The following is a 23503-nucleotide window of genomic DNA, read 5'->3' on the forward strand; positions in this document are numbered from 1 at the left end:
TGATCAACGAACCCGGAGTATATTCTTAAATGAATCGTTTCATCAACAGCATCAAAAAGGCGCCGGGAGCGGGTCCCGGCGAGGCGTCCCCGTAAACGGGCCTGGGTTATACTTCGGCGCTGCAAAAGGGATCTACATGCCGCCAAAAAAAATCAGCATCCGGGACGTCGCGGCCCTGGCTGGCACCTCGGTAGGCAGTGCCTCGCGCGTCATCAACGGCGCCGCCAACGTCACGCCCGAAGTCCGCGCCAAAGTCGAACGCGCCATCGCCGCGCTGCGTTATCGCCCCAACCACGCGGCGCAGGCATTGCGTTCGCGCAGCAGCAAGACCATCGGCTGCATGTTCTCCGACGTCACCAATCCGCTCTATGCGCGCGCGTTCCGGGCGCTTGAAGCCCGTTTCTTCAACGCGGGCTACATGCTGCTGCTGGCGAACGGGCTCAACGATCCGAAGCGCGAAGTCAGCATCCTGAACACGTTTCAATTGCGCGGCATGGACGGCGTGATCATCGCGCCGGGCAACGAACGCGATGCCGACGTGCTGAACGCGGTGCGGAACCTGACCATGCCCATCGTGATCTACGACCGGGATATGGACGTCAAGGCGGACGCGGTCCTGTATGACCACGCCAAAGGCATCGCCGACACGGTCGATCATCTGGTTTCCCTTGGGCATACCCGAATCGCGCTCGTGCTGTGGCAGGCCCGAAGCCGCCCGGTGCGCAGGCGCATCGAAGGCTACAAGGCCGCCTTCAAGGCCGCGCGACTGCCCGTTCCCGATCTGCTGATCCAGGGCCCCTCTCCCACCAGCTCGGCCTACGACGCCATCACCGAAATGCTGGGCCGGCCCGATGCCCCCACCGCCATCATCGCGCAGGGCACCCAAACCCTCAGCAGCACGTTGCGCGCCATCGCGACGATGGGCAAGCGCGTGCCCGAGGACATCTCCGTGGTCGGCGTCGGGGACTCCGACTTCGCCGAGGATTACGCCCCGCCGCTGACCGTGCTGCGCACCCCGGTGGAATCCGTGGCCGACTGCGCATCCGCGATGCTGCTGGAACGCATCCAGGCCCGCAGCGGCGAAGAGCAGCCCGAGCCCCGCACCAACGTCTTTCCCTATTCGCTGATCGAACGCCAGTCATGCGGCCCCGTCAAACGACGCGCAGGATGATCTTGCCGAAATGGCCGTTGGCCCGCATGTAGGCCAGGGCCTGCGCGCATTGCTCCAGCGCAAAGCCGCGGTCCACCGGCAAGCGCAACTTCCCCTCGTCCAAAGGCTCGCGCAGGTCGTGCAGCATGCGCGCGGTGATCCACCTGACTTCCTCGGGGGTACGAGTGCGGAACGTTACGCCGCTGTAGCGCACGCGCCGCAGGGCATGCAGGTCGAAGTCGAAGCTGCCCGTGCGCCCCGCCAGCCGGCCCACGTTCACGATATGCCCTTCGATGGCGGTGGCCGCCAGGGTTTCGTTGATCATCGGCCCCGACAGCATGTCCACGACCACGTCCGCCCCCTTGCCGGCCGTCGCGGCCAGCACCTGCCGCGACCAGCCGGCGGCGGAAGGATCGACCGCCAGGTCCATGCCCAGTTCAAGCAGGCGCTGGCGCTTGGCCGCGCTGGTCGAACTGCCGCCCACCCAGCCGGCGTTCAGGCAGCGCGCGATCTGCAGGCCCATCAAGCCCACGGCTGTCGATGCGCCATGGATCAGCAAGGACATGCCCGCCCGCAGCCCGCCGTGGGTCGCCAGCGCGTCATGCATGGTCTGCAAGGCGATGGGCAGGGCCGCGGCCTGCGCGGTCTCGATGCCGTCCGGCATGGGCAGCACGCGCCCCCAGTCCGCCACGGCATAGTCGGCGAACGCCCCGCGCCCCGACCCCATGACGCGCTGTCCGGCACGGACGTGGCCCGGCACCTCGGATCCCACGGCGTCCACCACCCCCGCCCATTCCAGGCCCAGCACCGTGCCGGGCCCGCCGGCCTCGCCGTGGCGGCGGCCTTCGGCCATGTACAGGTCGGCGCGGTTGAGGGCGCAGGCATGCACCCGAACCCGGACCTCGGCCGGCCCTGGCCGGGGCACCGGCGCCTCGGCCAGGACTGGCCCGTCCGCGCCCAGGACGATCGCTCGCATCATGGAAGCCATTTATTGCGCCTTCGCACCCGATTTCTTGACGATGTCGCCCCAACGGTCGATCTCGCTGTCGACGAAGGCCTTGAACTGGTCGACGCCCATCAGATCGATCTGGATGCCCGCTTCGTCAAAGCGCGCGCGCACCGATTCGCTGCCCAGCGCCTGATTGATCACGGCATTGAGCTTTTCCACGACCGCCCGGGGCGTGCCGGCCGGCGCGAAGATGCCGCTCCAACTGGTGACTTCATAGCCCGGCACGCCGGCCTCCATCAGCGTGGGCACGTCCGGCAGGGCCGCGGCGCGGTTGCGGCTGGTCACGCCCAGCGCGCGCAGCTTGCCCGCCTGGATGTGCGGCAAAGAGACATTCAGGTTGTCGAACATGAGCTGGATATGGCCTGCCAGCAGGTCGTTCATGGCCGGACCGCCGCCGCGGTACGGCACGTGCGTGAACCGGGTGCCCGTCAGGACCTGGAAGAGTTCGCCGGACATATGAATGCTGCTGCCCGCGCCGGAGGATCCCATCATCAGCTTGCCCGGATTCGCCTTCGCCCAATCGATCAGTTCCTGCACCGTCTTCGCGGGCACGGCGGGGTTGACCACCAGCACGTTGGTGCCCGCCGTCATGCGCGCGATCGGCTCGAAATCCTTCCGCGCATCGAAGGCCGGATTCTCATAGAGCGTCGGATTGATTCCATGCGTGCCGATCGTTCCCTGCAGCAGGGTGTAGCCGTCTGGCGCTGAACTCGCCACGTGCGCCGCGCCGATGTTGCCCCCCGCGCCGCCACGGTTCTCCACGACCACGGGCTGCCCGAGGATCTTCGACATCGCTTCCGCCAGGATCCGGCCCGTCGTATCCGTGGAGCCTCCCGGCGGAAACGGAATCACGTAGCGGATGGGCCGGTCCGGATAGGCCGCCGCCAGGCCAGGCACGGCGGCCACGACGGTTGCGGCCATGGCCAATGCCAGCGCGCGCTTCATGCCCTGGAATGCCAGGCGCGCGGAAATGCGAGGGTTCATCGTTGTCTCCTTGTGTTGTTATATGCGGGCGCGGCGCGCGCCGCCCCTACCTGCGCAAGACAATGCCCGCGGACATGCCGCCATCCACCGGCAGTTCAACGGCATTGATGTAGCTGGCTTCGTCGGACAGCAGGAACCGGATCGCGGCCGCCACTTCCTCGGCGGTCCCCTGCCGCCCGAACGGCATGGGCTGCGTCAGCCGGTCGGGCCTGGCCTGCGTCGCGGCCCGGCCCATGGGGGTGTCGATCAGGCCCAGCATCACGATGTTGACCCGGATGCCAGCGGGCTGGCCTTCCAGCGCCACGGCGCGGCATACGGCCGACAGCGCCGCCTTCGACGTTTCGTAGGCGGGGTTGCGCCCGCCGGGGCGGCGCGACGCGGTGGACGACACGAATACGATGGAGCCCCCCCGCGCCATCCTGGGCAAGGCGTACTTGGCGCAGAACACATGCGCGCGGGTGTTGACGTTCATGACCGCATCCCAGTTCTCCGGGGTCAGCCCGGCCAGCGGCGTGCGGTGGCTGACGCCCACGTTCAAGACCAGGCCGTCCAGCCCGCCGAGCCCGGCGACAGCCTGCTCGACCATGCCCTCGATCTGCGCGACGTCCGCGGCATCGGCCTGCAAGGCCAGGGCCTGGCCGCCCGCCTCCGCGATATCGTCCACGGTGCGCTGCGCGGCGTCGGGATCGCGATCGGCGCAGGCCACGCGGGCGCCGGCGCGCGCCAGCGCCAGGCACGCGGCATTGCCGTTGGCCGCGGGCTGGCGCGGGCCGGATGCGCGTCCCGCGCCCACCACCAGGATGCGGCGTCCCGCCAGGCTGGCCGCGGCGGCTTCGGAGTTTTGCAGGGGATTCATGATGGGTTCTCGATAGATAAATCGCCGCGGCTCAAAGCGTGGCCACGGGCGTGACGGGGGACCCCACCGCGCCAGGCAGGCGCAGGGGCGGCGCGGTCAAGAGGAATTTCGAGCGCCCCTGCGCGTCCAGCGCGCGCGCCAGCTCGGCCAGATACCACAGCTCGCCCAGCGGAATCCCGTACTGGAACAGGCACAACTGGTGCAGGGGCAGGCGCGCGCAGGGCTCGGCGGCGGGCCGGCCCGGTATGCCTTCGACCGCGTAGTTGTCGGCGCAAAGGGCGGCGATGCCGCTGTCGACGATCCAGCGCCGCAGGCGCTCGTCGCGGCCGTCCAGCACGGCGCAGCTTCGATCCAGCACCGCCATGTCGGGCTGGCCGCCCATCGCCAGGACCTTGTCGGCGAATCCCGTGTGCAGGCACAGCATGTCGCCGGCCTGGATGTCGCCGCCGGCGGCATCCACGGCGCGCATCAGCAGGTCATAGCCCACGTACTGGCGCGCATCGCCGCACAGCGCATGCAGGTTCAGCAGCACGCCGCGCGACTGGATGGCCTTTTCGGCCATGGTCTGGATGCCCAGCCGGCGCGCGCCTGTCGGCGCCCCGCCTTCCGGGCCGACCACGTCGACACCGGCGCGAAAGCCGTTGTAATACACGGCCACCGGCGAGCCGTTGCCCTCCACGTCGAACAGATGCCCCACGTGCGCGAAGCTGTCCCATTGCGTGGAGTACTGCGTGTGCAGGGTCACGGCGTCATCGCAAACGACGTCGGTATGCGCGTGGCCGTCAGGGTCCACCGGCAGGTTGTAGACCGGCCGGCCATCCCGCCGCGTCGGCGCCAGCACCGGCGGATGGCGCCGCGGGTTCAGCACATTGCCGCCGGGCAGGTCCAGCGGCAGGCTCAGGCAAATGCTGCGCCCTTCCCGCACCTCGCGCACTCCCCGCAGCACCGCCGCGGGCGTGATCAGGTTCAAGCTGCCCAGTTCATCGTCCGGGCCGAAGTCTCCCCAGTTCGATTCCGGGGGCCGTACTTTCCAGCGTGGATTCATTTTCTGTCGTCCCTAGGCGCTGCGTCACAATTGGACGTGCGCGGATTGCACAATGCCCTGCCAGCGTCCGGCCTCGGCCACGACGAAGGCGGGAAACGCCCGCGCGTCCAGGTCCCGCAGCAGTTCGGTGCCGTTCTGGCTGGCGCGCGCCTGCAAGGCCGGGTCCGCCAGCACGCGGCCGCAGGCTTCGGACAACACCGCCACCGCCTCGGCCGGCGTGCCGCGTGGCGCGAACAACCCCGACCACACCGACGACTGCGCCCCCGGGTATCCGGCCGCCGCGATGGTGGGCACGCCCGGCAGGCTGGGCAATGGCTGCGGCCCGGTCGTAACGAGCGGGCGCAGCTTCCCGGCGCCGATCAGGGGCAAGCTGGTGATGGGGTAATCGAACATCACATCCACCGTGCCGGCCATCAGATCGTTCATCGCCAGGCCCGCGCCCTTGTACGGCACGTGCAGCAGCCGTATGCCCGCGACCTGTTGCAGCAACTCCGCCACCAGGTGCTGCGCGGTGCCCACGCCCGCCGAGGCATACGTCAATTGGCCCGGCCGCTTGCGGGCCTGGGCCAGGAATTCGTCGAACGTGGCGAAGGGAGCCGCCGCGCCGGTCACCAGCACGTTGAAATCGGCGAACAGGCCGTGCACGGGCACGAAATCCCGCACCGGGTCATAGGGAAAATCCTTGTACAGATAGCGATTGGCCGCGTGGGTGCCGTTGGTGCCGAACATCAGGCTGTAGCCGTCGGGCGCCGCGCGCGTCGCGATGCCGAGCGCGATATTGCCGCCCGCGCCGGGACGGTTGTCCACGACGAAGGGCTGCCTGAGCCGGCCGGCGAGCTTTTCGGCTACCAGGCGGGCATTGCTGTCGGCAATGCCGCCGGCGGCGAAAGGCACATACAGCGTCAGCGGCCGCGCGGGATAGCCCGCCGCGCGGCCGGGCCGGGACAGGCCCATGGCAGCCATGCCCGCCATGGCCATGAAAAATCTTCGTCGGCCTGGACCGGCCCGATCCTGCCAGCCACCACTCAATTGAACCGATTCATCATTTATGCGTTTCTGCACTATGTCTCCCCATACTTCCGCTTGATTCTCGCTTGATTAGCGATTCGCATCCAGAATTTTGGGCAACTCTAACACACAATGAAACGGTTCATCAATAATCGAAAAGACCGATCTTGTCGATGCGGCGAGGCAGCGGCCGACGGCGATGGACCTGTTGGAGAAGGAAGGAAATAGGAGCGTCGCGCCGGCGGCCGCGCCGGAATCGGCAAGCCGGGCGGCGCCAGCTAGCGCGCAGGCTGGCGCGCGGCGGCACGGGCCGGCAGACCGCCGGGCATTCAGAAGGATCCGGCGATCACTTCGTGCTTATAGCCATAGGCAAGCAGGATCGAACCGGCTTTTGAGCCCTTCAGATAGAACTGGAACGAGCGTGCCGTTGGGTTGTTCCGCCCGTCGTCGAGGATGACGGCCTGCTGCCGGATCGGATCGTAGAGCGACTGCGGAATCAGCCACGCCGATCCGCGGGCGAGCTTTCCGTTGGCGTATACCTGCGACAGCGTCACGATACCCAGGTCCGGCCCCCCGGCGGCCACGAACTGCCGGGACTGGGCGATGTCATGGCGCTCGACGAGCTTGGCGGCGACCTCGCTGGCGATGCCCAGGTTGTCCAGCACCTGCTTTGCCGGCCGGCCATACACGAGCGCCGGGCTCACGATTGAAAGCCGGTCGAATTTCTTGCGGGTCAGGACCTGGCCCTGGGGATCGACGTACCCCTCCTGCGGAGACCACAGCACCAGCGAATTCGTGGCATAGGTATAGCGCGTGCCCGCCACGACCAGATTGCGGTCTTCCAGTTCTTTCAATACAACAGTGTTGTTGGGCAGCAAGAGATCGTACTTGGCGCCGCCGATGATCTGCCGCAGCAGCTCACTCGTATTGCCGACCGTAAGGACCACCTTGTTGCCCGTGTCTTTTTCGAAGCTCTCGGCGATGGCGCGCAGCGGCTCGGCAAGCAGAGTGGCGACGGCGACACGCACCTCTCCGGCCATGGCGCTGGGACCGAGAGCCGTCCCGATCAGGGGCAAGGCGGTAAGTAAGACGTGCAGAAATTTCATGGAAACGCTTGGGGAAACCGCGGGCGCGGTCTGACGTCGGGCATAAATACTACACCGTGAAACACGCCGTGCGTACCCGGCAAGACACTATGATTCCATATGTTTCAAGATTCAATAAAACGTTGAATCATGCGGCCGAGGCGGGCTCGCCGGCATGAGCCGGCGCAGTTCGTGAACCTCGCCCTCGCGGGCGGAACAGGCGGTTTCCGCGGCCCGCGGAACACCGGCGAACCGGCGCATCCGCGCCACACGGCGCAAGTTCGCGTTGCGCGCCCCCACGCTTTTGTATTAAATTTGCAAACCATTCTCATTTAGATTGAATGCCGCGGGAGGGCGTGGTGGGCACTGATTCGGGCGTACAGCAGCAATTTCACTTGCTGTACCGTGACCATCATTCCTGGCTGTTTGGCTGGCTGCGCAGGCGCATGGGCTGCACCCATCATGCCGCCGACCTCGCGCACGACACGTTCGAGCGCCTGCTGGCCTCGCGCGACGCGCTGCTGGGGCAGCCGCTGGCGCTGCAAGAGCCGCGCGCCTACCTGACCACCACCGCCAAACGCCTGCTCATCGACCGCGCCCGCCGCGAGGTGCTCGAACGGACGTACCTGGCGGAACTCGAGCGGCTGTCCCTGGATCTGCCGCAGCACCCCTCGCCTGAACAGTTGCTCATCGCGGTGCAGGCGCTGGAGCAGATCTGCCAGGCGCTGGAAGGGGTGTCGGCCAAGGCCCGGACGGCCTTCCTGCTGCATTACCTCGAAGGCCGCACCCACGCCGACGTCGCCGGGCAATTGGGCGTATCGACCAAAATGGTGCAGAAGTACCTGGTCCAGGTGCTGCTGCACTGCCACCAGCGGCTGGCCTGAGCCATGGCCGCGCCCTCCCCGTCTCCGATTGCCGCGCAGGCGGCGCAATGGATCGTCCAGCTTTCCTGTGACGACGCGGCCGAACGGCAGGCGGCGCGGCGCGCCTTTGACGCCTGGAAGGCCGCCGATCCGCGGCACGCGGCCGCCGCCGCCGGCATGGAGCGGCTGCTGGGCCAGGCCGAAGCGGTCCGCGCCAACGGAACGGGCGAGCCGGGCCGCGCCGCGCTGGCCGCCGCGCTCAATGCGCGAAGCACGCGCAGCCGCGTCAAGAAGTACGCGGCCGCCGCGCTGCTGGGCTTCGTCCTGGCGGCGCCCGCGTGGGTGGCGCTACAGGCGTATCCGCCCGCCTGGCTGATGGCCGACCTGCGGACCGGCGCGGGCCAATGGAAGACGCAGGTGCTGGATGACGGCTCGCGCATCAGCATCAACAGCGGCACCGCCGTCAATCTGCGCTACGACGCCCGGCTCCGCGCCCTGGAACTCGTCCAGGGCGAAATCCTGGTCGAGGTCGCCAAGGACGCCGCGCGGCCCTTCCTGGTCGAAACCCGCGACGGCAGCATGCGCGCCCTGGGCACGAAGTTCCTCGTCAGCCGCGAAGAAGGCGCGACGCGCCTGAGCGTGCTGGAGTCGCGCGTGTCGGTCCAGACCGACGCGCAGCGCCGCAGCGGATCGCGGGAAGCCATCGTGGTAGAGGCGGGCCAGGCGGTGCGGATCCGTCCGGATGGCACCGATCCCATCGCGGCGGTCGACGCCAGCCAGATCGAGGACGGCTGGAAGCAGCACCGGCTGTTCGTCCACGACCGCCCGCTGGCCGACGTGCTCGACACGCTGGCGCGCCATCGCAGCGGCCTGGTCCAGTACGACGCCCAGGCGATCGCCGGGATCCGCATCTCGGCGGTGCTGCCGCTCGATGACACCGACCGCGCCCTGCAACTGCTGGCCGCCAATCTGCCCAGCCTGCGAGTGCGCCGTTTCACGCCGTATTTCCTGCGGGTGGACGTCGCCCCCGGCCGCTAACGCCGGCGCCGGGCTTTCTCCTTGGGAGCGCGTTTTTTTTCCGGCTCAGGTTCCAGTTCGGGATTCTCGTTCGTCAAACAAGAAGACACTACGAACAGGAACTCCTGACATGGCCTTGCCACGCACCGCCGCGCAGCCGGCTCCCGCCCGCCTGCCCTTCCTCGTCCGCCACCTGCCGCTGGCCGTCGCCATCGCGCTCGCGGCCCTGCATCCGCACGCCGTCCGCGCCCAGGCCGGGGCCGGCCAAACCGTGGCCCAATACAACATTCCCGCCGGTCCGCTGGCCCCCGCGCTGAGCCGTTACGCGCAGTTGTCCGGCGCCGACATCGTGGTGGACACGCGCAGCCTGCAAGGCCTGACGACGCAGGGCCTGCAAGGCAGCCACTCCGTGGCCGAGGGCTTCGGCATCCTGCTGCGCGGCACCGGATACCGCGCCAGCCGGACCGCCGCCGGTTACGTCATCGAGCCCGAACCGCGCGCCAGCGCGGTTACGCTGGAACCGGTGCGCGTGGACGGCGATGCCTGGCGCAATGCCTCGACCGAAGGGACGGGCTCCTACGCCGCGCGCGCGGTCACGATCACCAAGGACGCGCAGAGCCTGCGCGAAATCCCGCAGTCGGTATCGGTCATGACGCGCCAGCAGATGGACGACCAGGGCCTGACCACGGTCGCCGACGCCCTGGGCTACGTGACGGGCCTGACGCCTTCCGACTACGAAAACACCGAGAAATTCAACGCCCGCGGCTTCTCCACCAGCGCGCAGTACGATGGCCTGCCCCAGCAAGACACCATGGCCCACATGGATCTTGCGATCTACGACCGCATCGAAGTCCTGCGCGGCCCCACCGGCCTGCTGACCGGAACCGGCGAGCCGGGCGGCGCGATCAACTATGTGCGCAAACGCCCGCGCGCGGAAGGACACTTTTCCGCGTCAGCCTCGGGCGGATCCTGGGATCATTACCGGCTGGAAGCCGACGGCGGCGGCCCGCTCAATGAATCGGGCACGCTGCGCGGCCGCCTGGTCGGCGCCTATGAAGACGAGAACAAGTTCTATGGCTGGGGCCGGTCCGAGCCGCGCACCTTCTATGGCGTGCTCGAATACGACCTCGCGCCGCGCACCACGATCGGCCTGACCGCCACCTACAACGACCGGCGCTTCCGCAACTTCAACGGCCTTCCGCTGTATTCCGACGGCAGCGTGCCGGACCGCGACGCCTACGTCGGGCCGTCCAAGATGTCGCAGATGAGCACCTACGACGTCGGCGCCGACCTGACGCATCGCTGGGACAACGGCTGGGAGTTCAAGGCCGCCTATCTGCATCGCGACACGCGCTATCGCGGCTACTCCGCGTTTACCGGCAGCCGCATCGATATCGACACCGGCCTGGCCTCCGGCATGTCGGTGGGGCGCATCGCCAATGACTTCGAATGGGACCAGGGCGACGTCCACGTGTCGGGACCCGTCCGCTTCCTTGGGCAGGACCACACGCTCACGCTCGGCTACAACTATGCGCGCTCGGACCAGACGACCGGCAGCCGCTTCAGCTATATCGAGAATGTCGCGCCGCTGACCGAACACGATTTCAACGACGCGTACGCGCTCCCGGTACTCAATCGGAACAACTCCATCACCACGCAATCGGGCATCTACGCCTCGGGCCGCTTCAAGCTGGCCGATCCGCTGAGCCTGATCCTGGGCGGCCGCTGGACCGACTACCGGCAGAAAAGCCGCGCGGTGTCTCCGGAAGTCGGCGCCTGGAAGCGCAGCGCAGCCAATACCAATGATGAATTCACGCCATTCGGCGGCATCGTTCTGGATGTGAGCCGGCAGGTATCCGTCTATGCCAGCTATACGGATATCTTCGTGCCGCAAAGCGACCAGGACTACACGGGCCAGACGCTCAAGCCGCGCAAGGGCTGGCAGACCGAGGCCGGCGTCAAGGGCGAGTTCTTCGACGGCCGCCTCAATGCGTCGCTGGCGGTGTTCCGCATCCGCGACCAGAACCGCGCCATCGTCGACCCGGACCACATCGGTTGCGGCGGCACGCCGACCGGCTCGTGCTCGCGCGCGGCCGGCCTGGTGCAGAGCCAGGGCTGGGAAACGGAAATCAGCGGCAGTCCGCTGCCGGGCTGGGACATCACGGCCGGGTACACGTACACCCACTCGAAATTCCTGCGCGACTCCGACCCGGCCAACGTGGGCCAGCGCTTCGCCGCCGACATCCTGCCCAGGCATCTCTTCAAGCTCTGGACGCAATACCGGTTCCAGCAGGACGATTTCGACGGCGCGCTGAACGGCTGGCGCGTCGGGATGGGCGTGCAGGCGCAAAGCGATGTCTACACCTCGTCCATGCGCCAAGGGGGCTATGCGGTCGTCTCCGCCCGCCTGGGGTATCAGATCAACAAGCAGTGGGACGCCGCGCTGTCGATCAACAACCTCTTCGACCGGGAATACCTGCGCACCCCTGGCTACGACATCTTCTACAACATCTATGGCGCGCCGCGCAGCGCCATCCTGACCCTGCGCTACACGATGTAGGGCGGACGCATATCGGGCGGCCTCTTGCCGTTCAGCCGGGCAGGAAAACCTCGACTTCGAGTCCTGCGCCGGCATTGGAGCGGGCGGTCAAGGTGCCGCCGTGGGCTTCCACGATGCGCCGGGTGAAGTGATAGCCCAGCCCGCTGCCTTTCTTTCCCAAGGCGGTCGTGCCCCGGAAGTACAGCGTGCCCAGTCGATCCAGCTCGTCTGCGTCCAGGCCCGGGCCATGATCGGCGACGCGGATGCGCAATCCCGCGGCATCCCGCGTGGCCTCGACTTCCACCGCGCTTTCGGGCGGAGAATAGCGCAAGGCGTTGGTCAGCAGATTGCCTATCGCCACGCCGGTCAAGGTGCCGTCCATCGCGAACGCGCCGTCGGGACATTTCCCCAACTGGATGCGCGCGCGGGCCGCGGGGTCCTGCTGGCCGATAGTGTCTTCCAGCATCCGCCGAATGCCGCAAGGCGCGCGCGCCAGCGTCAGCGCCCCGTTATCCAGCGCCTCCGTCATCAGGAAGCGGTCGACGAACCCGGACAGGGTCGCGGCATTGCCGCGAATCAGCGTCAGCCGCCGCGCGTCTTTCGGCGGCATGTCCGGCGCGCTCAACTGGATCATTTGCGCGGCGCGGTCGATCGCCGCCAGAGGATTGCCGAATTCGTGCGAGAGCATGGCGACGAAATGCCGCTGCTGCTCGGCGCGCCGGGTCACGATGGCGGTCTCCTGTTCCGCCGCCGCCTTGTCGTGCTGCAACTGGCGCAAGCGCAGCGCCAGGCCATAGCTCATCACCAGCACATGCACCAGCGCGGCGACCTGGTAGAAGTTCGCCGTCACCGCGTTCCAGGGCAGGAGGCCCTGATTGGCTGTCGTATTGACCAGCGCGCCTAGCGTGGGGATGACGAAGGCGATCAGGTAGATCATCCATTCCACGCGCCGGCTGCGGCGCCAGGCCCGGACCAGCAGGAACATGGCGATGACGAAGTTCAGCACGTTGAGATAATTGGCCAGCTTCACGACCAGCAGCGTCGCGCCCGTCACCAGGGACGGCAGCAGCGCGAAGACCAGCAAGGCCAAATTCAAAACGACCGTGAAGAGGTACAGGCGGTGAATGTTCGGGTGGGTGAGCCTGAGGCCCAGCAGCCGGTCCCACATCAGTACGATGGACACCGCGCCTCCCAGCCAGCCGATGCGAGGCAAGGCGTCCATGAGCCAGGCGGAGTGGCCGGCCAGCACCGGCAGGTAGCCTGTGGCGCCCAGATGGAACAGGAGCTGCGACGCCACGTAACCCGCATAGGCCGCCATCACCGCGTCGCGCAGGCGCGCGCCGAGAATGGCATATAGCGCGATCGCGATCAGCAATATGCCAAAGTACAGGCCGTGGAGAAAATTGCCGCGCGTCTCGTCGCTGGTAAAAGCGTCGGCTTGAAAAAGCTCGGCATGCACATTGATGGCATTGTTCGTGCGCACGCGGAAATAGACGTGCATACCGGGAAAGGTTTCGAGTGGCAGCACGAACAGGCGCGCCAGCGGACGCTGGTCGCGGGAACGATGGTAGCCCATCACATGAGCCTCGAAACTGCCGTCCTTGCGCTCCAGCCAGACATCCAGTTCTTCCAGCTCGGGCGAGCCGATGGTCAGGACGCGATGCGACGGTCCGCCGTCGGCCTGAGTCAACTGGGTATGGAACCAATGCGTGTATGTGTCGTAGCTCAGGCTGCGGAACTCCGGCAGGCGGACGAAATTCGAACGGACGAAATCGGATTGGGCGATCGTCTCGAACGGCAGCGCATTGCTCTTATCGACGAAATGCTCCAGCCGGCCTTCCAGCGAAATTCGGGGGGCGCCCGATGGCGCCGGCGCCGATGCGCCTGCCGGCATCGCCAGCAGGCAAAGCGCGGACACCAGGAAGAGCCACAGCGCGGCGGTGGAAGCGAACCGGTTGCGCCCGCGGCTCACGGTTCCATCTCGCAACGCGCGGTAAAGGTGTAGCCCTTGCCGTAGCTGGGCCGCAGCGGGAGTTCCAGGCCGCAGGCGGCCTGTACTTTGCGCCTCAGGCGGCTCGCCGTATTGTCCAGGTTGCGCAGGTTGAATAGCGTTTCCTGTTTATCCAGATGCAGGAGCAAAGCCTCGCGCGCGACCGCCTGCCCCGGCGTTTCGCACAGCGCGCACAGCAGCCGCACTTCGGCATGCGTCAGGTCCAGCGCGATGCCATTGGGCGCGTGCAGCCGCCAGTCCCTGGCACACAGGCGCCAGGATTCCGGGGCCTGGGAGACGGGACTGCCGGCAGGCTGTCGCCCCAGGCGGCGCAGCACCCCATGACAGGCTGCCTCGATGACTTCCAGCGAACAGCGCTTGGACAGATACACGTCGGCCCCGGCATTGAAACCCAGCACCTGATCGTCGTTGGCCTCCAGCGCAGTCAGCATCACGATGCCCGGCGCGCTGCGCGCGTCGCGCGCCCGCACCCGTTGCGCGGCCTCCAATCCGCTGGCGCCCGGCAAGGCCACGTCCAGCAGCAGAAGATCGAAATGCGTGGACGGCCAGACCGAGAAAAATGCCTCGGCGTTATCGAAGCCGCTTACGGCGAAGCCGCGCAGTTCAAGGAATTCCACCAGGTCGGCCAGCAATCCGGAATCGTCTTCAACGACCGCGACGCGAGGAAAGGGGCGATTTTGCAAAGTGGAACCGACACTGGGAGGGATTGGGCCTGCGGAATTATGCCGCGCAATTTCCGGATGTTGGTAGATTTTGACAGCATTTGGTAGAAATGAATCGGCCCCTTCATCCACGACGATTTCTATACTTGCGCGGCCATTCTCCCGTGTCAAAAAATTCCAATCAACCATACCCATCTTTGACCGTGCCGCGCCGGGCCTGACGGGGGCTTCCCCGCAGGCCTCAAGCGCCAGTCGCAGTTCCGGGGTGGGGGCGAGCGACGACGCATGAATCACATCTACCGACTTGTCTGGAACCACGCCTTGCGGGCCTGGGCAGTGGCTTCGGAAATCGCCCGCGGCCATGGCAGACGCGGTTCCAGCGCGGCGCTCGTCGTCAGCCTGATCTCGGCGCCGGCGTTCGCCCTCGACGGCAACGCCCTGCCCAGCGGCGGCGCGGTCAGCAGCGGCAAAGCCAGCATCGGCCGGAACGGATCGACGCTGACGGTCAACCAGCAATCGCAGAACGTGGCGATCAACTGGCAGGATTTCAACGTCGGCGCCAAGGCCACGGTCAACTTCGCCCAGCCCAACGGCAGCGCCATCGCGCTCAATCGCGTGCTCGGCAGCAATGGCACGGAAATTCTCGGGCGGCTCAACGCCAACGGCCAGGTCTGGGTGCTCAACCCCAACGGCGTCCTCTTCGGGAGCGGCGCCCAGGTCAACGTGGGCGGGCTGGTCGCCTCCACGCTTGGCATCTCCGACGCCGATTTCATGGCCGGCAAGCGCGGGTTCGCGGGTAATGGCGGCAGCGTCGTCAACCAGGGCGCGATCAGCGCCGACTATGTGGCGCTGCTGGGCGAGCAAGTGCGCAACGAAGGCGCCATCGTCGCCCGGCTCGGCACCGTGGCCATGGGCGCGGGCAGCCAGGTCACCCTGGACTTCGCCGGCGACAGGCTGCTCGGCATGCAGATCGACCAGGGCGCGTTCAAGGCGCTGGCCGACAACAAGGGGCTGATCCAGGCCGACGGCGGCGCGGTGCTCATGAGCGCCAAGGCCAGGGACGCGCTGATCGACACGGTGGTCAACAATACCGGCGTCATCCAGGCGCGCACACTGGAGAACCGCGACGGCAGGATCCTCCTGATCGGCGACATGGCCAGCGGCACCGTCAATGTGAGCGGCACGCTGGACGCCAGCGCGCCCGATGGCGGCAACGGCGGCTTCATCGAAACCAGCGCCGCGCACGTCAAGGTGGCCGACAGCGCCAAGGTCACCACCAAGGCTAGCGGCGGCGGCAATGGCACCTGGCTGATCGATCCGGTGGACTTCACCATCGCCGCCAGCGGCGGGGACATGACGGGCGCGGCGGTCGGCAATGCGCTGGCCAACGGCAACTTCACCATCCAGAGCGGCACCGGCGCCAGCGGCACGAATGGCGATATCAATGTCAGGGATACGGTGAGCTGGACCGAGAACCTGCTCACGCTCAACGCGCAGCGGAACATCAACATCAATGCGCAGATGAACGCCAGCGGCAGCGCCGGCCTGGCGCTGGAATATGGGCAAGGCGCGGTGGCCGCGGGCAACACCGCGCTCTATAACATCAGCGCGCCGGTGAACCTGGCCAGCACCGGCAGCTTCAGCACCAAACTGGGGAGCGACGGCGGCACCGTCCACTACACCATCATCACCAGCCTGGGCGCCGAAGGCAGCATGACAGGCACCGATTTGCAGGGCATGTGGGGCGATCTGGGCGGCAACTACGTGCTGGGCGCGGATATCGACGCCAGCGCCACGGCGGGCTGGAACGGCGGCGCGGGCTTCAACCCCATCGCCCAGCGGGATTTGCAGTATGACGGCTTCACCGGCCGCTTCGACGGCTTGGGCCATATCATCGACAGGCTCACCATCGACCGTCCTTCGCAACACAAGATCGGTCTGTTCGGCAACGCCAGCGGCCCCATCGCCAACCTCGGCCTGACCCGCGTATCCATCAACGGCGGCACCTCGGTGGGCGCCCTGGTCGGCCACGGCGACGGCGGGCTGAGCGTTCGCAACGTCTGGGTGGATGGCAGCGTGACGGGCACCAACGCCGTCGGCGGCCTGGTCGGCGATACCTATTATTCCGGCCTCATCAGCCATGTGTATTCCAGCGCCGACGTCACCGCCACGGCGGCCGCATCGGGAGGCTTTGCCGGCGGACTGGTGGGCGCCCTGCGCTACGGCACGCTCGAATACGGCTACGCCACCGGCGCCGTGCGCGGCCGCATCGTCGGGGGACTGGTGGGGACAGCCGATTACCAGTCCGGGTCCCCCGCCAAGGTGCTCAACAGCTACTTCGCCGGCACCGTGGGCGGCTCCGATGCCAGCCCCACGCCCGCGGAAATGGGCGCGCTGGTCGGCTCGGGCGTCCTGGGCCAGTTCGAAAACCTGGTCTGGAACGTCGACACCGTGGGCGCCTCCGTGCCCGCCGTCAGCGTGTCCACCGGCGCAACGCTCACCAATGTCAATGGGCTGACCACCGCGCAGATGCGCGACGCCGCCAACTGGGCGGGCTTCGACTTCGCCACCGCGCCGGGCAGTTCAGGCTGGGCGATGGTGGACGGCGTGTTGCCGATGCTGGCCTCGGAATGGTCGACCGCTATCCGCAATGCCCACCAGTTGCAGCTCATGGCGCTGGACAAGCGCGCCAGCTACACCCTGCTCAACGATATCGACGCCAGCGCCACCGACGGCAAGGATGTATGGCTGGGCGGCAGTTTCGCGTCGGTCGGCACGTGGGGAACCGGCACGGAGTTCAGAGGCAGCCTCGATGGGCTGGGCCATACTATCGACGACCTGCGCATCGACGCCGGGTATAGCAATAACGCCGGCCTGTTCGGCGTGATTTCCGACAGCACGATCCGCAATGTCGGCCTGCAGAATGCCAGCGTGAGCGGCTACGACTATGTCGGCGGCGTGGCGGGCTACGCCAGCGATTCTTCAATCAGCAATGCCTATGTCACCGGCAGCGTGGCGGGGAACGATCAGACGGGCGGACTGATCGGATACGGCGCGCGCATTACCGTCGACAACGCCTATTCCGCCGCCAGCGTAACCGGCAACGACGGGGTCGGCGGACTGGCCGGCGTCGCCGACATGTCTTCGATCAGCAACACCTATGCCACAGGCAGCGTGACGGGGAACAGCAATGCAGGCGGCCTGCTTGGATCCGGCGTGGCGACCGCGGTCGCCAACAGCTACTACGCCAGCACCGCCGCCGGCGGCGGCGCGATCAACAACGGCGGCATGGCGGGCGGCGCCTTCGGCGGCAATGCCTACGGCTCCGCCCGCACCTACGCGGCGCTGACCGACGCCGATACCTTCGCGGGCTGGAACCTGGATACCGCGGGCGGCGGCGCCAATGTCTGGCGCATTTACGATGGCGCGACGACGCCGCTGCTGAAGGCCTTTCTCAAGCGGCTGGATGCCACCGTCAATAATGACTCCACCGTCTATAACGGCTCGGCGCAAGGCAGCGCGGCCGGCTATACCGTCGGCGCGCACGACGACAGCCTGCTGCTGGGCACGGGGAACGTGACGGGCGGCGGCACCAACGCGGGCGGCTATGCCCTGACCCTGTCCGGCCTCTATTCGACTCAGCGGGGCTACGACATCGTCGCCGCCAATGGTGTGCTCACCATCGACAAAGCCCCCTTGTCGGTGACTGTCGGCGACATTACCAAGACCTACGACGGCACTACCAGCGCCAACGGCACGGCGGCGATAAGCAGCGGCACACTCTACGGCGGCGACACGCTGTCGGGCGGCAGCTTTGCCTACGCCGACAAAAATGCCGGCATGGGCAAAGTGGTCACCGTGAGCGGCGTCGTGGTGAGCGACGGCAACGGCGGCGGCAACTACGACATCAGCTACGTTGACAACACCAACAGCACCATCGACAAGGCGAACGCCACGGTCACGGCCAACAGCGGCACGGTGACCTATAACGGCCAGACCCAGAGGGTGGCGGGCTTCACCGTCACGGGCCTGATGAACAACGAAACCGCCAGCGTGCTGGCGGGCCTGACCGAGAGCGGCGGCGTCGGCATTGACGCTGGCCGCTATGTCCATGCCATCAGCGGCGCGGATGGCAACTATGCGCTGACCTTTGTCGATGGCGCGCTGACCATCGATCCCGCCGAAAGCGGCGGCGGCGGCACCGGTGGCGCCCCCATCCCCCGCATGCCCGCGCTGCCCCGTTACGTCGCCGCCAACGTCTCCGCCACCGCCGCTGACGACAAGCCCAGGATCGCATCGACCGCGACCGCCGCGCTGCGCGTCGACCGCCCGGAGTGCCAGATGAATCTGCCCGTCTACCTGTTGACGGATAACTGCAAATAAATGCGCATCGATCGGAAATTTCCAAGCCGCCTGTCAATGCGTATGCGTAAAGAAGCCTCTTTCCTGCTTGCGGTCCTCTGCCTGGCCACAACGGCCTCCCTGGCCCAGCGGGCGCCCACGGCGGGCCAACTATTGCAGCAGGCCGAGCCGCCGAAACGCCTGCCGTCCACCGACGCGCCGCCCACCGCCATCGAAGAGCGCGTGGGCATGCCGGCAGGCAATGGCTCGCGCTTCCAACTCAAGCGCGTCCGCTTGACGGGCAACCAGGCGTTCACCGAGCAGCAGTTGCTTCCCCTCATCCAGGACGGGATCGGCAAGACCTTGAGCCTGGGCGAACTCGATGCGCTGACCCGGCGCATCACCGACTACTACCGCAGCCATGGCTATCTCGTTGCGCGCGCCTATCTGCCCCCGCAGGAGATCCAGGACGGCATAGTCACCATCGCCGTGCTGGAAGGCCGGATCGGCGAAGTCGTCCTGAACAACCCGGCGGGCGTCGCGAATAGCGCGCTTGCTCCCGCGCAGCGGATCCAGGCGGGGGACCCGATACACAACGAGGAACTGGAAGGCGCGCTCTTGCGCCTGGCCGACCTTCCCGGCGTCGCGGTGACGTCCACCTTGCGCCCGGGCGCGACCGTGGGGACGTCCGACTTTCTGGTGGACGTGGCGCCGGGGCAAGTATTGACCGGCTCTGTCGACCTCAGCAACTTCGGCAACCGCTACACCGCTGCCACCCTGCTGGGCAGCAGCCTCTACTGGAACAACCCGGCCGGTATCGGCGACCAGTTGAGCCTGCGCGCGCAGACCGGCGGCAGCAAGTTCAACTATGGCCGCATCGGCTACCAGCTTCCGGTGGGCCAGTCCGCCACGCGCATCGGCGTTGCCTTGTCGCGGATGCATTACAAGCTGGGCAAGGAATTCGCGCCCCTGGACGCGGGCGGCGACGCGACCGTCGCCAGCCTGTACCTGTTGCATCCCCTGCTCCGCAGCCGCGACAGCAACTGGTACGCCACGCTGCAATACGACGACAAGCGCCTGGAGGACCGGGTGGACGCGGCATCGATCGAATCCGACAAGCGCGTACACGAGTTGAGTGTCGGCATCGCCGGCAATTTCATCGATGGCCTGGGCGGCGGCGGGGCCAATAACGCCAGCCTGACCTATACCGCCGGCAAACTGGACCTGGATTCCGTCAGCGCCGGGATCGACGCACTGAGCGCGCGCAGCGAAGGATCGTTCGGCAAATGGGCGGGCGCTTTCCAGCGCCTGCAACGCTTGCCGGCCAACCTGACGCTGTTCCTGAACGCCAACGGCCAATGGTCCGACCGGAATCTGGATTCATCCGAAAAGATGTTCCTGGGCGGCGCGGCCGGCGTGCGCGCTTATCCGCAGGGCGAGGCCAGCGGCGACAGCGGGTATCTGCTCAACGTCGAATTGCGTCACCCCTTGGGGTACGGCTGGGAAGCAGTGGGCTTTTACGACCGGGGCCAGGTGCGCATCAATCATTCGCCGTGGATCGGCGCGGCCGACAACCAGCGCACGCTGGCCGGCTACGGCATCGGCGCGAACTATGTCTCCGCGTCGTTCAGCTTGAGCGTCTATGCGGCCTGGAAGGCCGGCACCGGGCAGCCGACGTCGGACGTAGACCGCAAGCCGCGCATTTGGGCGCAGGCGGGCTATCAATTCTGAGGATGGGCATGGGAGTCCGCGCGGCCCGCCGCCATGGCGAACTTGATCAAACCGAAGCGCTCATCCCCCCAGCATCCCGAGGAAAGCCAGACTGGCGGGCGACAGCGACCGGCCGATGCGCGTGACGAGCCCCACGGACCGGAACACCGACGGCGCGACGAGGGGAATACAAACCAGCCCCTCCATGTCGGTCAGGCCCAGCCCCATCCGCGGCAGGGCCGAAACACCCAGGCCAGCCCTGACCAGCGCGCAGCAGGTGGTCAAACTGGGCGCCTCGAACGCGGGCCGTACCGAGAGTTTCCTTCGCAGGAATACACCGTCAGCGATCTGGCGGATGCTGCTGCTGGCCTGCACGGTCACGTAAGGGCGTTCGGCAAACACGGACCAGGGGACGCTCGAGCGAGTGGCGAGCGGGTCGTCCTCGCGGCATAGCAGCACCATCGGATCGTCGTGCAGATGCTGGTACTTCAGGCGTTGGTCCGGCGTTGGACGCACGCACAGGCCGAAATCAGCCAGGCCTTCCTCGACAGCGCTCAGCAGGGCCGGAGCGGGCAGCTCCAGCAACGTGAACTCGACCTGGGGATGCTGGCGCCGGTATGCGGCCAGGGCCGTCGGCAACAGCGCCACGCTGGCGGACGGCAGCGCCGCCACCGTGACCAGCCCGAGGTGGCCCTGCATAAAGTGGCCCAGTTCGCTGAAGGCGCTGTCGAAGTCGTTCAGCACACGCCGCGCGATGCGCAATAGCTCCCGTCCCGCCGGCGTGATCGTGACGTGGCGCGTGTCCCGATCAAACAGGCGCGTGCCCAGGGTCTGCTCGGCCAGGCGCAGCGTGCGGCTCAGCGCAGGCTGCGAAATGTCCAGTTGCCGCGCCGCCGCGCGGAAGCTGCCCGCGTCGGCCACTTGCACGATCACTTCCAACTGGCGAAGGCTCAGATCGATGCGCATGGCATGGCTCCCCATTGATCCAATTAAGTTATCACAGAAAGAGAATTGCATGGATTCTCATATCAAACGGAGTCACCTAGACTGCCTGCATAACAAGGAGACAACGATGGAACAGGCAATGGCCGGGCCGCTCGCGGGCGTGCGGGTGGTCGAACTCGGACAGGTGCTGGCGGGCCCCTTCGCAGGCGCCATCCTGGCCGACCTGGGCGCGGAGGTCACCAAGGTCGAGCGCGTCGAAGGGGGAGACGACGCGCGCCGCATGGGCATGGCGTTTCGCCACGGCGACGCGCTGAACTTCCACATCTTCAACCGCGGCAAGCGGTCGGTCGCGCTGGACCTGCGATCGCCGGCCGGGCGCAGCGCGCTCGAACAGTTGGCCGGGCAGGCCGACGTATTCATCCACAATCTGCGGCCTGACGTTCCGAAGGCGCTGGGTATCGACGGCCCCGCGCTTTGCGAGCGTCATCCGCGGCTGATCTATGGCGAGATATCCGCCTTCGGCCACCAGGGCCCGATGGCCCTGCGGCCGGGCTACGAGCCGCTGATACAAGCCTTCAGCGGCCTGTCGAGCACCAACGGCGGCCCGGACGATCCGCCACTGCGCTCCGGCGCATCGGTGTGCGACCAGGGTAGCGGCATGTGGCTCGTGATAGGTGTGCTGGCCATGCTGCACAGGCGCCAGCACACCGGCCTCGGCGGCCTGCTGCAGACTTCGCTGCTGGAAACCGCGCTGGTCTGGAACGGCCAGAAGAGCGATGCCTACCTGAACGAGGGGCGCCTGCCGGAGCGGCACCGCTCCGGCCATCCCGGATTCGCGCCCTACGAGGCATTCGACACCGCCGACCGTCCCCTTCTGATCTGCTGCGGTAACGACCGGCTGTTCGCCAAGCTGGCGGTCGAACTGGGCCGCGAGGACTGGTTGGCCGATGCGCGCTTTGCCACGAACCGGGACCGCCTGGCGCACAAAGCGCCGCTGCTGGACATGCTGCGGCCCATCCTGCGCATGCGCAGCCGCGCCGACTGGGCCAGCCGCTTCGAGCGCGCCGGCGTGCCCTGCGCGCCGGTGCATTCCGTGCCCGAGGCCTTGGCGCATCCGCAAGTGCAGGCGCTGGCCATGCAGGCTTCGGTGCCTGGCGCGGACTTCCGGCTGACGGCGCTGCCGCTGCGCATCGACGGCAGGCGCCCCGCGCCGCGCAGCGCTGCCCCGCGCCTGGGCGAGCACAACGCATCGCACGGCGCCGCGCCCCTTCCCCCTTCCCGCGGCGATACTCAGGAGACGACATGACATCGCGCACTTTCCGCCGGCTCGTGGCCTTGGGCCTGGCCGCCCTGGGCCTGGTTTCCACTACCGCCCGAGCCCAGGACTACCCCGTTAAACCGATCACCATCGTCGTGCCCTTCGGCCCCGGCAGCGGCACCGACCAGCAGGCGCGGGTGCAAGCCCATGCCCTGGGAGAGCAACTCAAGGTACCGGTCGTCGTCGAGAACAAGGCCGGCGCCAGCGGACTGATCGCCGCGCAGTACGTCGCCAAGTCCGCCAGCGACGGCTACACGCTGCTGATGACGACCAACACCACTCATGCGGCCAACGAACACCTGTTCAAGAAGCTGCCCTACGACCCGGTCAAGGACTTCACGCCGGTCTCGCTGCTGTCCAAGGGGCAGATGCTGCTGTTGGTGCGGCCCGAATCGCCCTACCGGTCTCTGCAGGATCTGCTGGCCGCGGCGCGCAAGGCGCCAGGCAAGCTCAACTTTGGCAGCGGCTCCTCGTCGAGCCAGGTGGCGGGCGAACTGCTCAAGCAGTTGGCCGGATTGGACATGACCAACGTGCCCTACAAGAGCAACCCGCTGGTAATCACCGACCTGATCGGCGGCCAGATCGATTTCGCGTTCGCCGATGCGCCGACAGCGCTGCCGCAGACGCAGAGCGGCAAGCTGCGCGCACTGGCGACGAGCGGCAGCAAGCGGCTGGCCACCGCGCCCGAGGTGCCCACGGTAGACGAGGCCGGAGTCAAGGGCTACGACATGACGTACTGGATTGCCGTGTACCTGCCCGCCGCGGCGCCTCCCGCCGTCGTCAAGCGGCTGAACGAAGCCTTCGCTCGTTCATCCGAAGCGCCCGAGGTGAGAGTCTTCCTGGCCAAGACCAGCGGCGAGATCGCGCTGGGATCCCCGCAGGACCTGGCCCGGTTCCAGGCTGCCGAGTCGAGGAAATGGGGCGAGGCGATCCGCGCGGCGGGCATCGAACCGCAGTGAT

Annotated in this window: 17 protein-coding genes; 8 read left to right on the forward strand and 9 right to left on the reverse strand. The window is 67.2% G+C overall.

Going from position 1 to position 23503, the window contains the following annotated elements; translation table 11 throughout:
- The first annotated feature begins 136 nt into the window (after window positions 1–136).
- A complete protein-coding gene (locus WHX56_RS29715; protein WP_129242620.1) occupies window positions 137–1171 on the forward strand; it encodes a substrate-binding domain-containing protein in 1035 nt (344 codons plus the stop codon).
- Here the strand turns inward: WHX56_RS29715 and WHX56_RS29720 are convergent.
- The 6 genes from WHX56_RS29720 to modA form a co-directional block, all read right to left on the reverse strand.
- Entirely contained in the window at window positions 1152–2138 is a 987-nt protein-coding gene (locus WHX56_RS29720; RefSeq protein WP_338879763.1) for a quinone oxidoreductase family protein, read from the reverse strand. The genes WHX56_RS29715 and WHX56_RS29720 overlap by 20 nt on opposite strands.
- On the reverse strand, window positions 2139–3143 hold the full coding sequence (locus tag WHX56_RS29725; protein ID WP_338879764.1) for a tripartite tricarboxylate transporter substrate binding protein: 1005 nt from the start codon (window positions 3141–3143) through the stop codon (window positions 2139–2141).
- 46 nt (window positions 3144–3189) lie between these two features.
- Window positions 3190–3999 (reverse strand): SDR family NAD(P)-dependent oxidoreductase, encoded by an 810-nt coding sequence (locus tag WHX56_RS29730; protein WP_338879765.1) that lies wholly within the window; start codon window positions 3997–3999, stop codon window positions 3190–3192.
- A gap of 31 nt (window positions 4000–4030) precedes the next feature.
- Window positions 4031–5044, reverse strand: coding sequence for a cyclase family protein (locus tag WHX56_RS29735; RefSeq protein ID WP_338879766.1), 1014 nt, complete (start codon window positions 5042–5044; stop codon window positions 4031–4033).
- A 24-nt stretch (window positions 5045–5068) separates the two neighbouring features.
- On the reverse strand, window positions 5069–6022 hold the full coding sequence (locus tag WHX56_RS29740; RefSeq protein ID WP_338879767.1) for a tripartite tricarboxylate transporter substrate binding protein: 954 nt from the start codon (window positions 6020–6022) through the stop codon (window positions 5069–5071).
- Window positions 6023–6381: 359 nt separating this feature from the next.
- On the reverse strand, window positions 6382–7158 hold the full coding sequence (gene modA, locus WHX56_RS29745; protein ID WP_338879768.1) for a molybdate ABC transporter substrate-binding protein: 777 nt from the start codon (window positions 7156–7158) through the stop codon (window positions 6382–6384).
- A gap of 320 nt (window positions 7159–7478) precedes the next feature.
- On the opposite strand from modA, the gene WHX56_RS29750 reads away from it, so the two are divergent.
- From WHX56_RS29750 to WHX56_RS29760, 3 genes are all read left to right on the forward strand, one after another.
- The gene (locus tag WHX56_RS29750; protein WP_129242625.1) at window positions 7479–8021 is read left to right on the forward strand and encodes a sigma-70 family RNA polymerase sigma factor; all 543 of its coding nucleotides are present in this window, start codon (window positions 7479–7481) and stop codon (window positions 8019–8021) included.
- Window positions 8022–8024: 3 nt separating this feature from the next.
- Window positions 8025–9038: a FecR family protein gene (locus WHX56_RS29755; RefSeq protein ID WP_338879770.1), complete on the forward strand. Its 1014-nt coding sequence runs from the start codon at window positions 8025–8027 to the stop codon at window positions 9036–9038.
- A gap of 109 nt (window positions 9039–9147) precedes the next feature.
- Window positions 9148–11577, forward strand: coding sequence for a TonB-dependent siderophore receptor (locus WHX56_RS29760; RefSeq protein ID WP_338879771.1), 2430 nt, complete (start codon window positions 9148–9150; stop codon window positions 11575–11577).
- Window positions 11578–11608: 31 nt separating this feature from the next.
- Here WHX56_RS29760 and WHX56_RS29765 read toward each other — a convergent pair whose 3' ends face one another.
- Together WHX56_RS29765 and WHX56_RS29770 are read right to left on the reverse strand one after the other, a co-directional pair.
- On the reverse strand, window positions 11609–13528 hold the full coding sequence (locus WHX56_RS29765) for a sensor histidine kinase (protein ID WP_338879772.1): 1920 nt from the start codon (window positions 13526–13528) through the stop codon (window positions 11609–11611).
- The gene (locus tag WHX56_RS29770) at window positions 13525–14592 is read right to left on the reverse strand and encodes a response regulator transcription factor (protein ID WP_338879773.1); all 1068 of its coding nucleotides are present in this window, start codon (window positions 14590–14592) and stop codon (window positions 13525–13527) included. The genes WHX56_RS29765 and WHX56_RS29770 overlap by 4 nt, the downstream gene beginning before the upstream one ends.
- Between WHX56_RS29770 and WHX56_RS29775 the strand changes: the two genes are divergently transcribed.
- Entirely contained in the window at window positions 14515–18612 is a 4098-nt protein-coding gene (locus WHX56_RS29775; RefSeq protein WP_338879774.1) for a filamentous hemagglutinin N-terminal domain-containing protein, read from the forward strand. The genes WHX56_RS29770 and WHX56_RS29775 overlap by 78 nt on opposite strands.
- A 36-nt stretch (window positions 18613–18648) precedes the next feature.
- On the forward strand, window positions 18649–20301 hold the full coding sequence (locus WHX56_RS29780) for a ShlB/FhaC/HecB family hemolysin secretion/activation protein (RefSeq protein WP_338879775.1): 1653 nt from the start codon (window positions 18649–18651) through the stop codon (window positions 20299–20301).
- A gap of 60 nt (window positions 20302–20361) precedes the next feature.
- On the opposite strand, the gene WHX56_RS29785 is transcribed toward WHX56_RS29780, so the two are convergent.
- On the reverse strand, window positions 20362–21261 hold the full coding sequence (locus WHX56_RS29785; protein ID WP_338879776.1) for a LysR family transcriptional regulator: 900 nt from the start codon (window positions 21259–21261) through the stop codon (window positions 20362–20364).
- Window positions 21262–21352: 91 nt separating this feature from the next.
- Here WHX56_RS29785 and WHX56_RS29790 point away from each other — a divergent pair, with 91 nt between their 5' ends.
- Both WHX56_RS29790 and WHX56_RS29795 read left to right on the forward strand, forming a co-directional pair.
- Window positions 21353–22531 carry a CoA transferase gene (locus WHX56_RS29790; RefSeq protein WP_338879777.1) on the forward strand — a complete coding sequence of 393 codons (1179 nt, stop codon included), beginning with the start codon at window positions 21353–21355 and terminating at the stop codon, window positions 22529–22531.
- Entirely contained in the window at window positions 22528–23502 is a 975-nt protein-coding gene (locus WHX56_RS29795; protein WP_338879778.1) for a tripartite tricarboxylate transporter substrate binding protein, read from the forward strand. The genes WHX56_RS29790 and WHX56_RS29795 overlap by 4 nt, the downstream gene beginning before the upstream one ends.
- Window position 23503: the final 1 nt, after the last annotated feature.

It is taken from the genome of Achromobacter veterisilvae, assembly GCF_037619525.1.
In the GTDB taxonomy this organism is placed as follows: Bacteria; Pseudomonadota; Gammaproteobacteria; order Burkholderiales; family Burkholderiaceae_B; genus Achromobacter; species Achromobacter veterisilvae.

What these genes read in the sequence shown, in the direction of transcription:
- WHX56_RS29715 (WP_129242620.1), top strand. Translation starts at nt 137, where the DNA reads ATGCCGCCAAAAAAAATCAGCATCCGGGACGTCGCGGCCCTGGCTGGC.
- WHX56_RS29720 (WP_338879763.1), bottom strand. Translation starts at nt 2,138, where the DNA reads ATGGCTTCCATGATGCGAGCGATCGTCCTGGGCGCGGACGGGCCAGTC.
- WHX56_RS29725 (WP_338879764.1), bottom strand. Translation starts at nt 3,143, where the DNA reads ATGAACCCTCGCATTTCCGCGCGCCTGGCATTCCAGGGCATGAAGCGC.
- WHX56_RS29730 (WP_338879765.1), bottom strand. Translation starts at nt 3,999, where the DNA reads ATGAATCCCCTGCAAAACTCCGAAGCCGCCGCGGCCAGCCTGGCGGGA.
- WHX56_RS29735 (WP_338879766.1), bottom strand. Translation starts at nt 5,044, where the DNA reads ATGAATCCACGCTGGAAAGTACGGCCCCCGGAATCGAACTGGGGAGAC.
- WHX56_RS29740 (WP_338879767.1), bottom strand. Translation starts at nt 6,022, where the DNA reads ATGGCCATGGCGGGCATGGCTGCCATGGGCCTGTCCCGGCCCGGCCGC.
- modA (WP_338879768.1), bottom strand. Translation starts at nt 7,158, where the DNA reads ATGAAATTTCTGCACGTCTTACTTACCGCCTTGCCCCTGATCGGGACG.
- WHX56_RS29750 (WP_129242625.1), top strand. Translation starts at nt 7,479, where the DNA reads ATGCCGCGGGAGGGCGTGGTGGGCACTGATTCGGGCGTACAGCAGCAA.
- WHX56_RS29755 (WP_338879770.1), top strand. Translation starts at nt 8,025, where the DNA reads ATGGCCGCGCCCTCCCCGTCTCCGATTGCCGCGCAGGCGGCGCAATGG.
- WHX56_RS29760 (WP_338879771.1), top strand. Translation starts at nt 9,148, where the DNA reads ATGGCCTTGCCACGCACCGCCGCGCAGCCGGCTCCCGCCCGCCTGCCC.
- WHX56_RS29775 (WP_338879774.1), top strand. Translation starts at nt 14,515, where the DNA reads ATGAATCACATCTACCGACTTGTCTGGAACCACGCCTTGCGGGCCTGG.
- WHX56_RS29770 (WP_338879773.1), bottom strand. Translation starts at nt 14,592, where the DNA reads ATGGCCGCGGGCGATTTCCGAAGCCACTGCCCAGGCCCGCAAGGCGTG.
- WHX56_RS29780 (WP_338879775.1), top strand. Translation starts at nt 18,649, where the DNA reads ATGCGTATGCGTAAAGAAGCCTCTTTCCTGCTTGCGGTCCTCTGCCTG.
- WHX56_RS29785 (WP_338879776.1), bottom strand. Translation starts at nt 21,261, where the DNA reads ATGGGGAGCCATGCCATGCGCATCGATCTGAGCCTTCGCCAGTTGGAA.
- WHX56_RS29790 (WP_338879777.1), top strand. Translation starts at nt 21,353, where the DNA reads ATGGAACAGGCAATGGCCGGGCCGCTCGCGGGCGTGCGGGTGGTCGAA.
- WHX56_RS29795 (WP_338879778.1), top strand. Translation starts at nt 22,528, where the DNA reads ATGACATCGCGCACTTTCCGCCGGCTCGTGGCCTTGGGCCTGGCCGCC.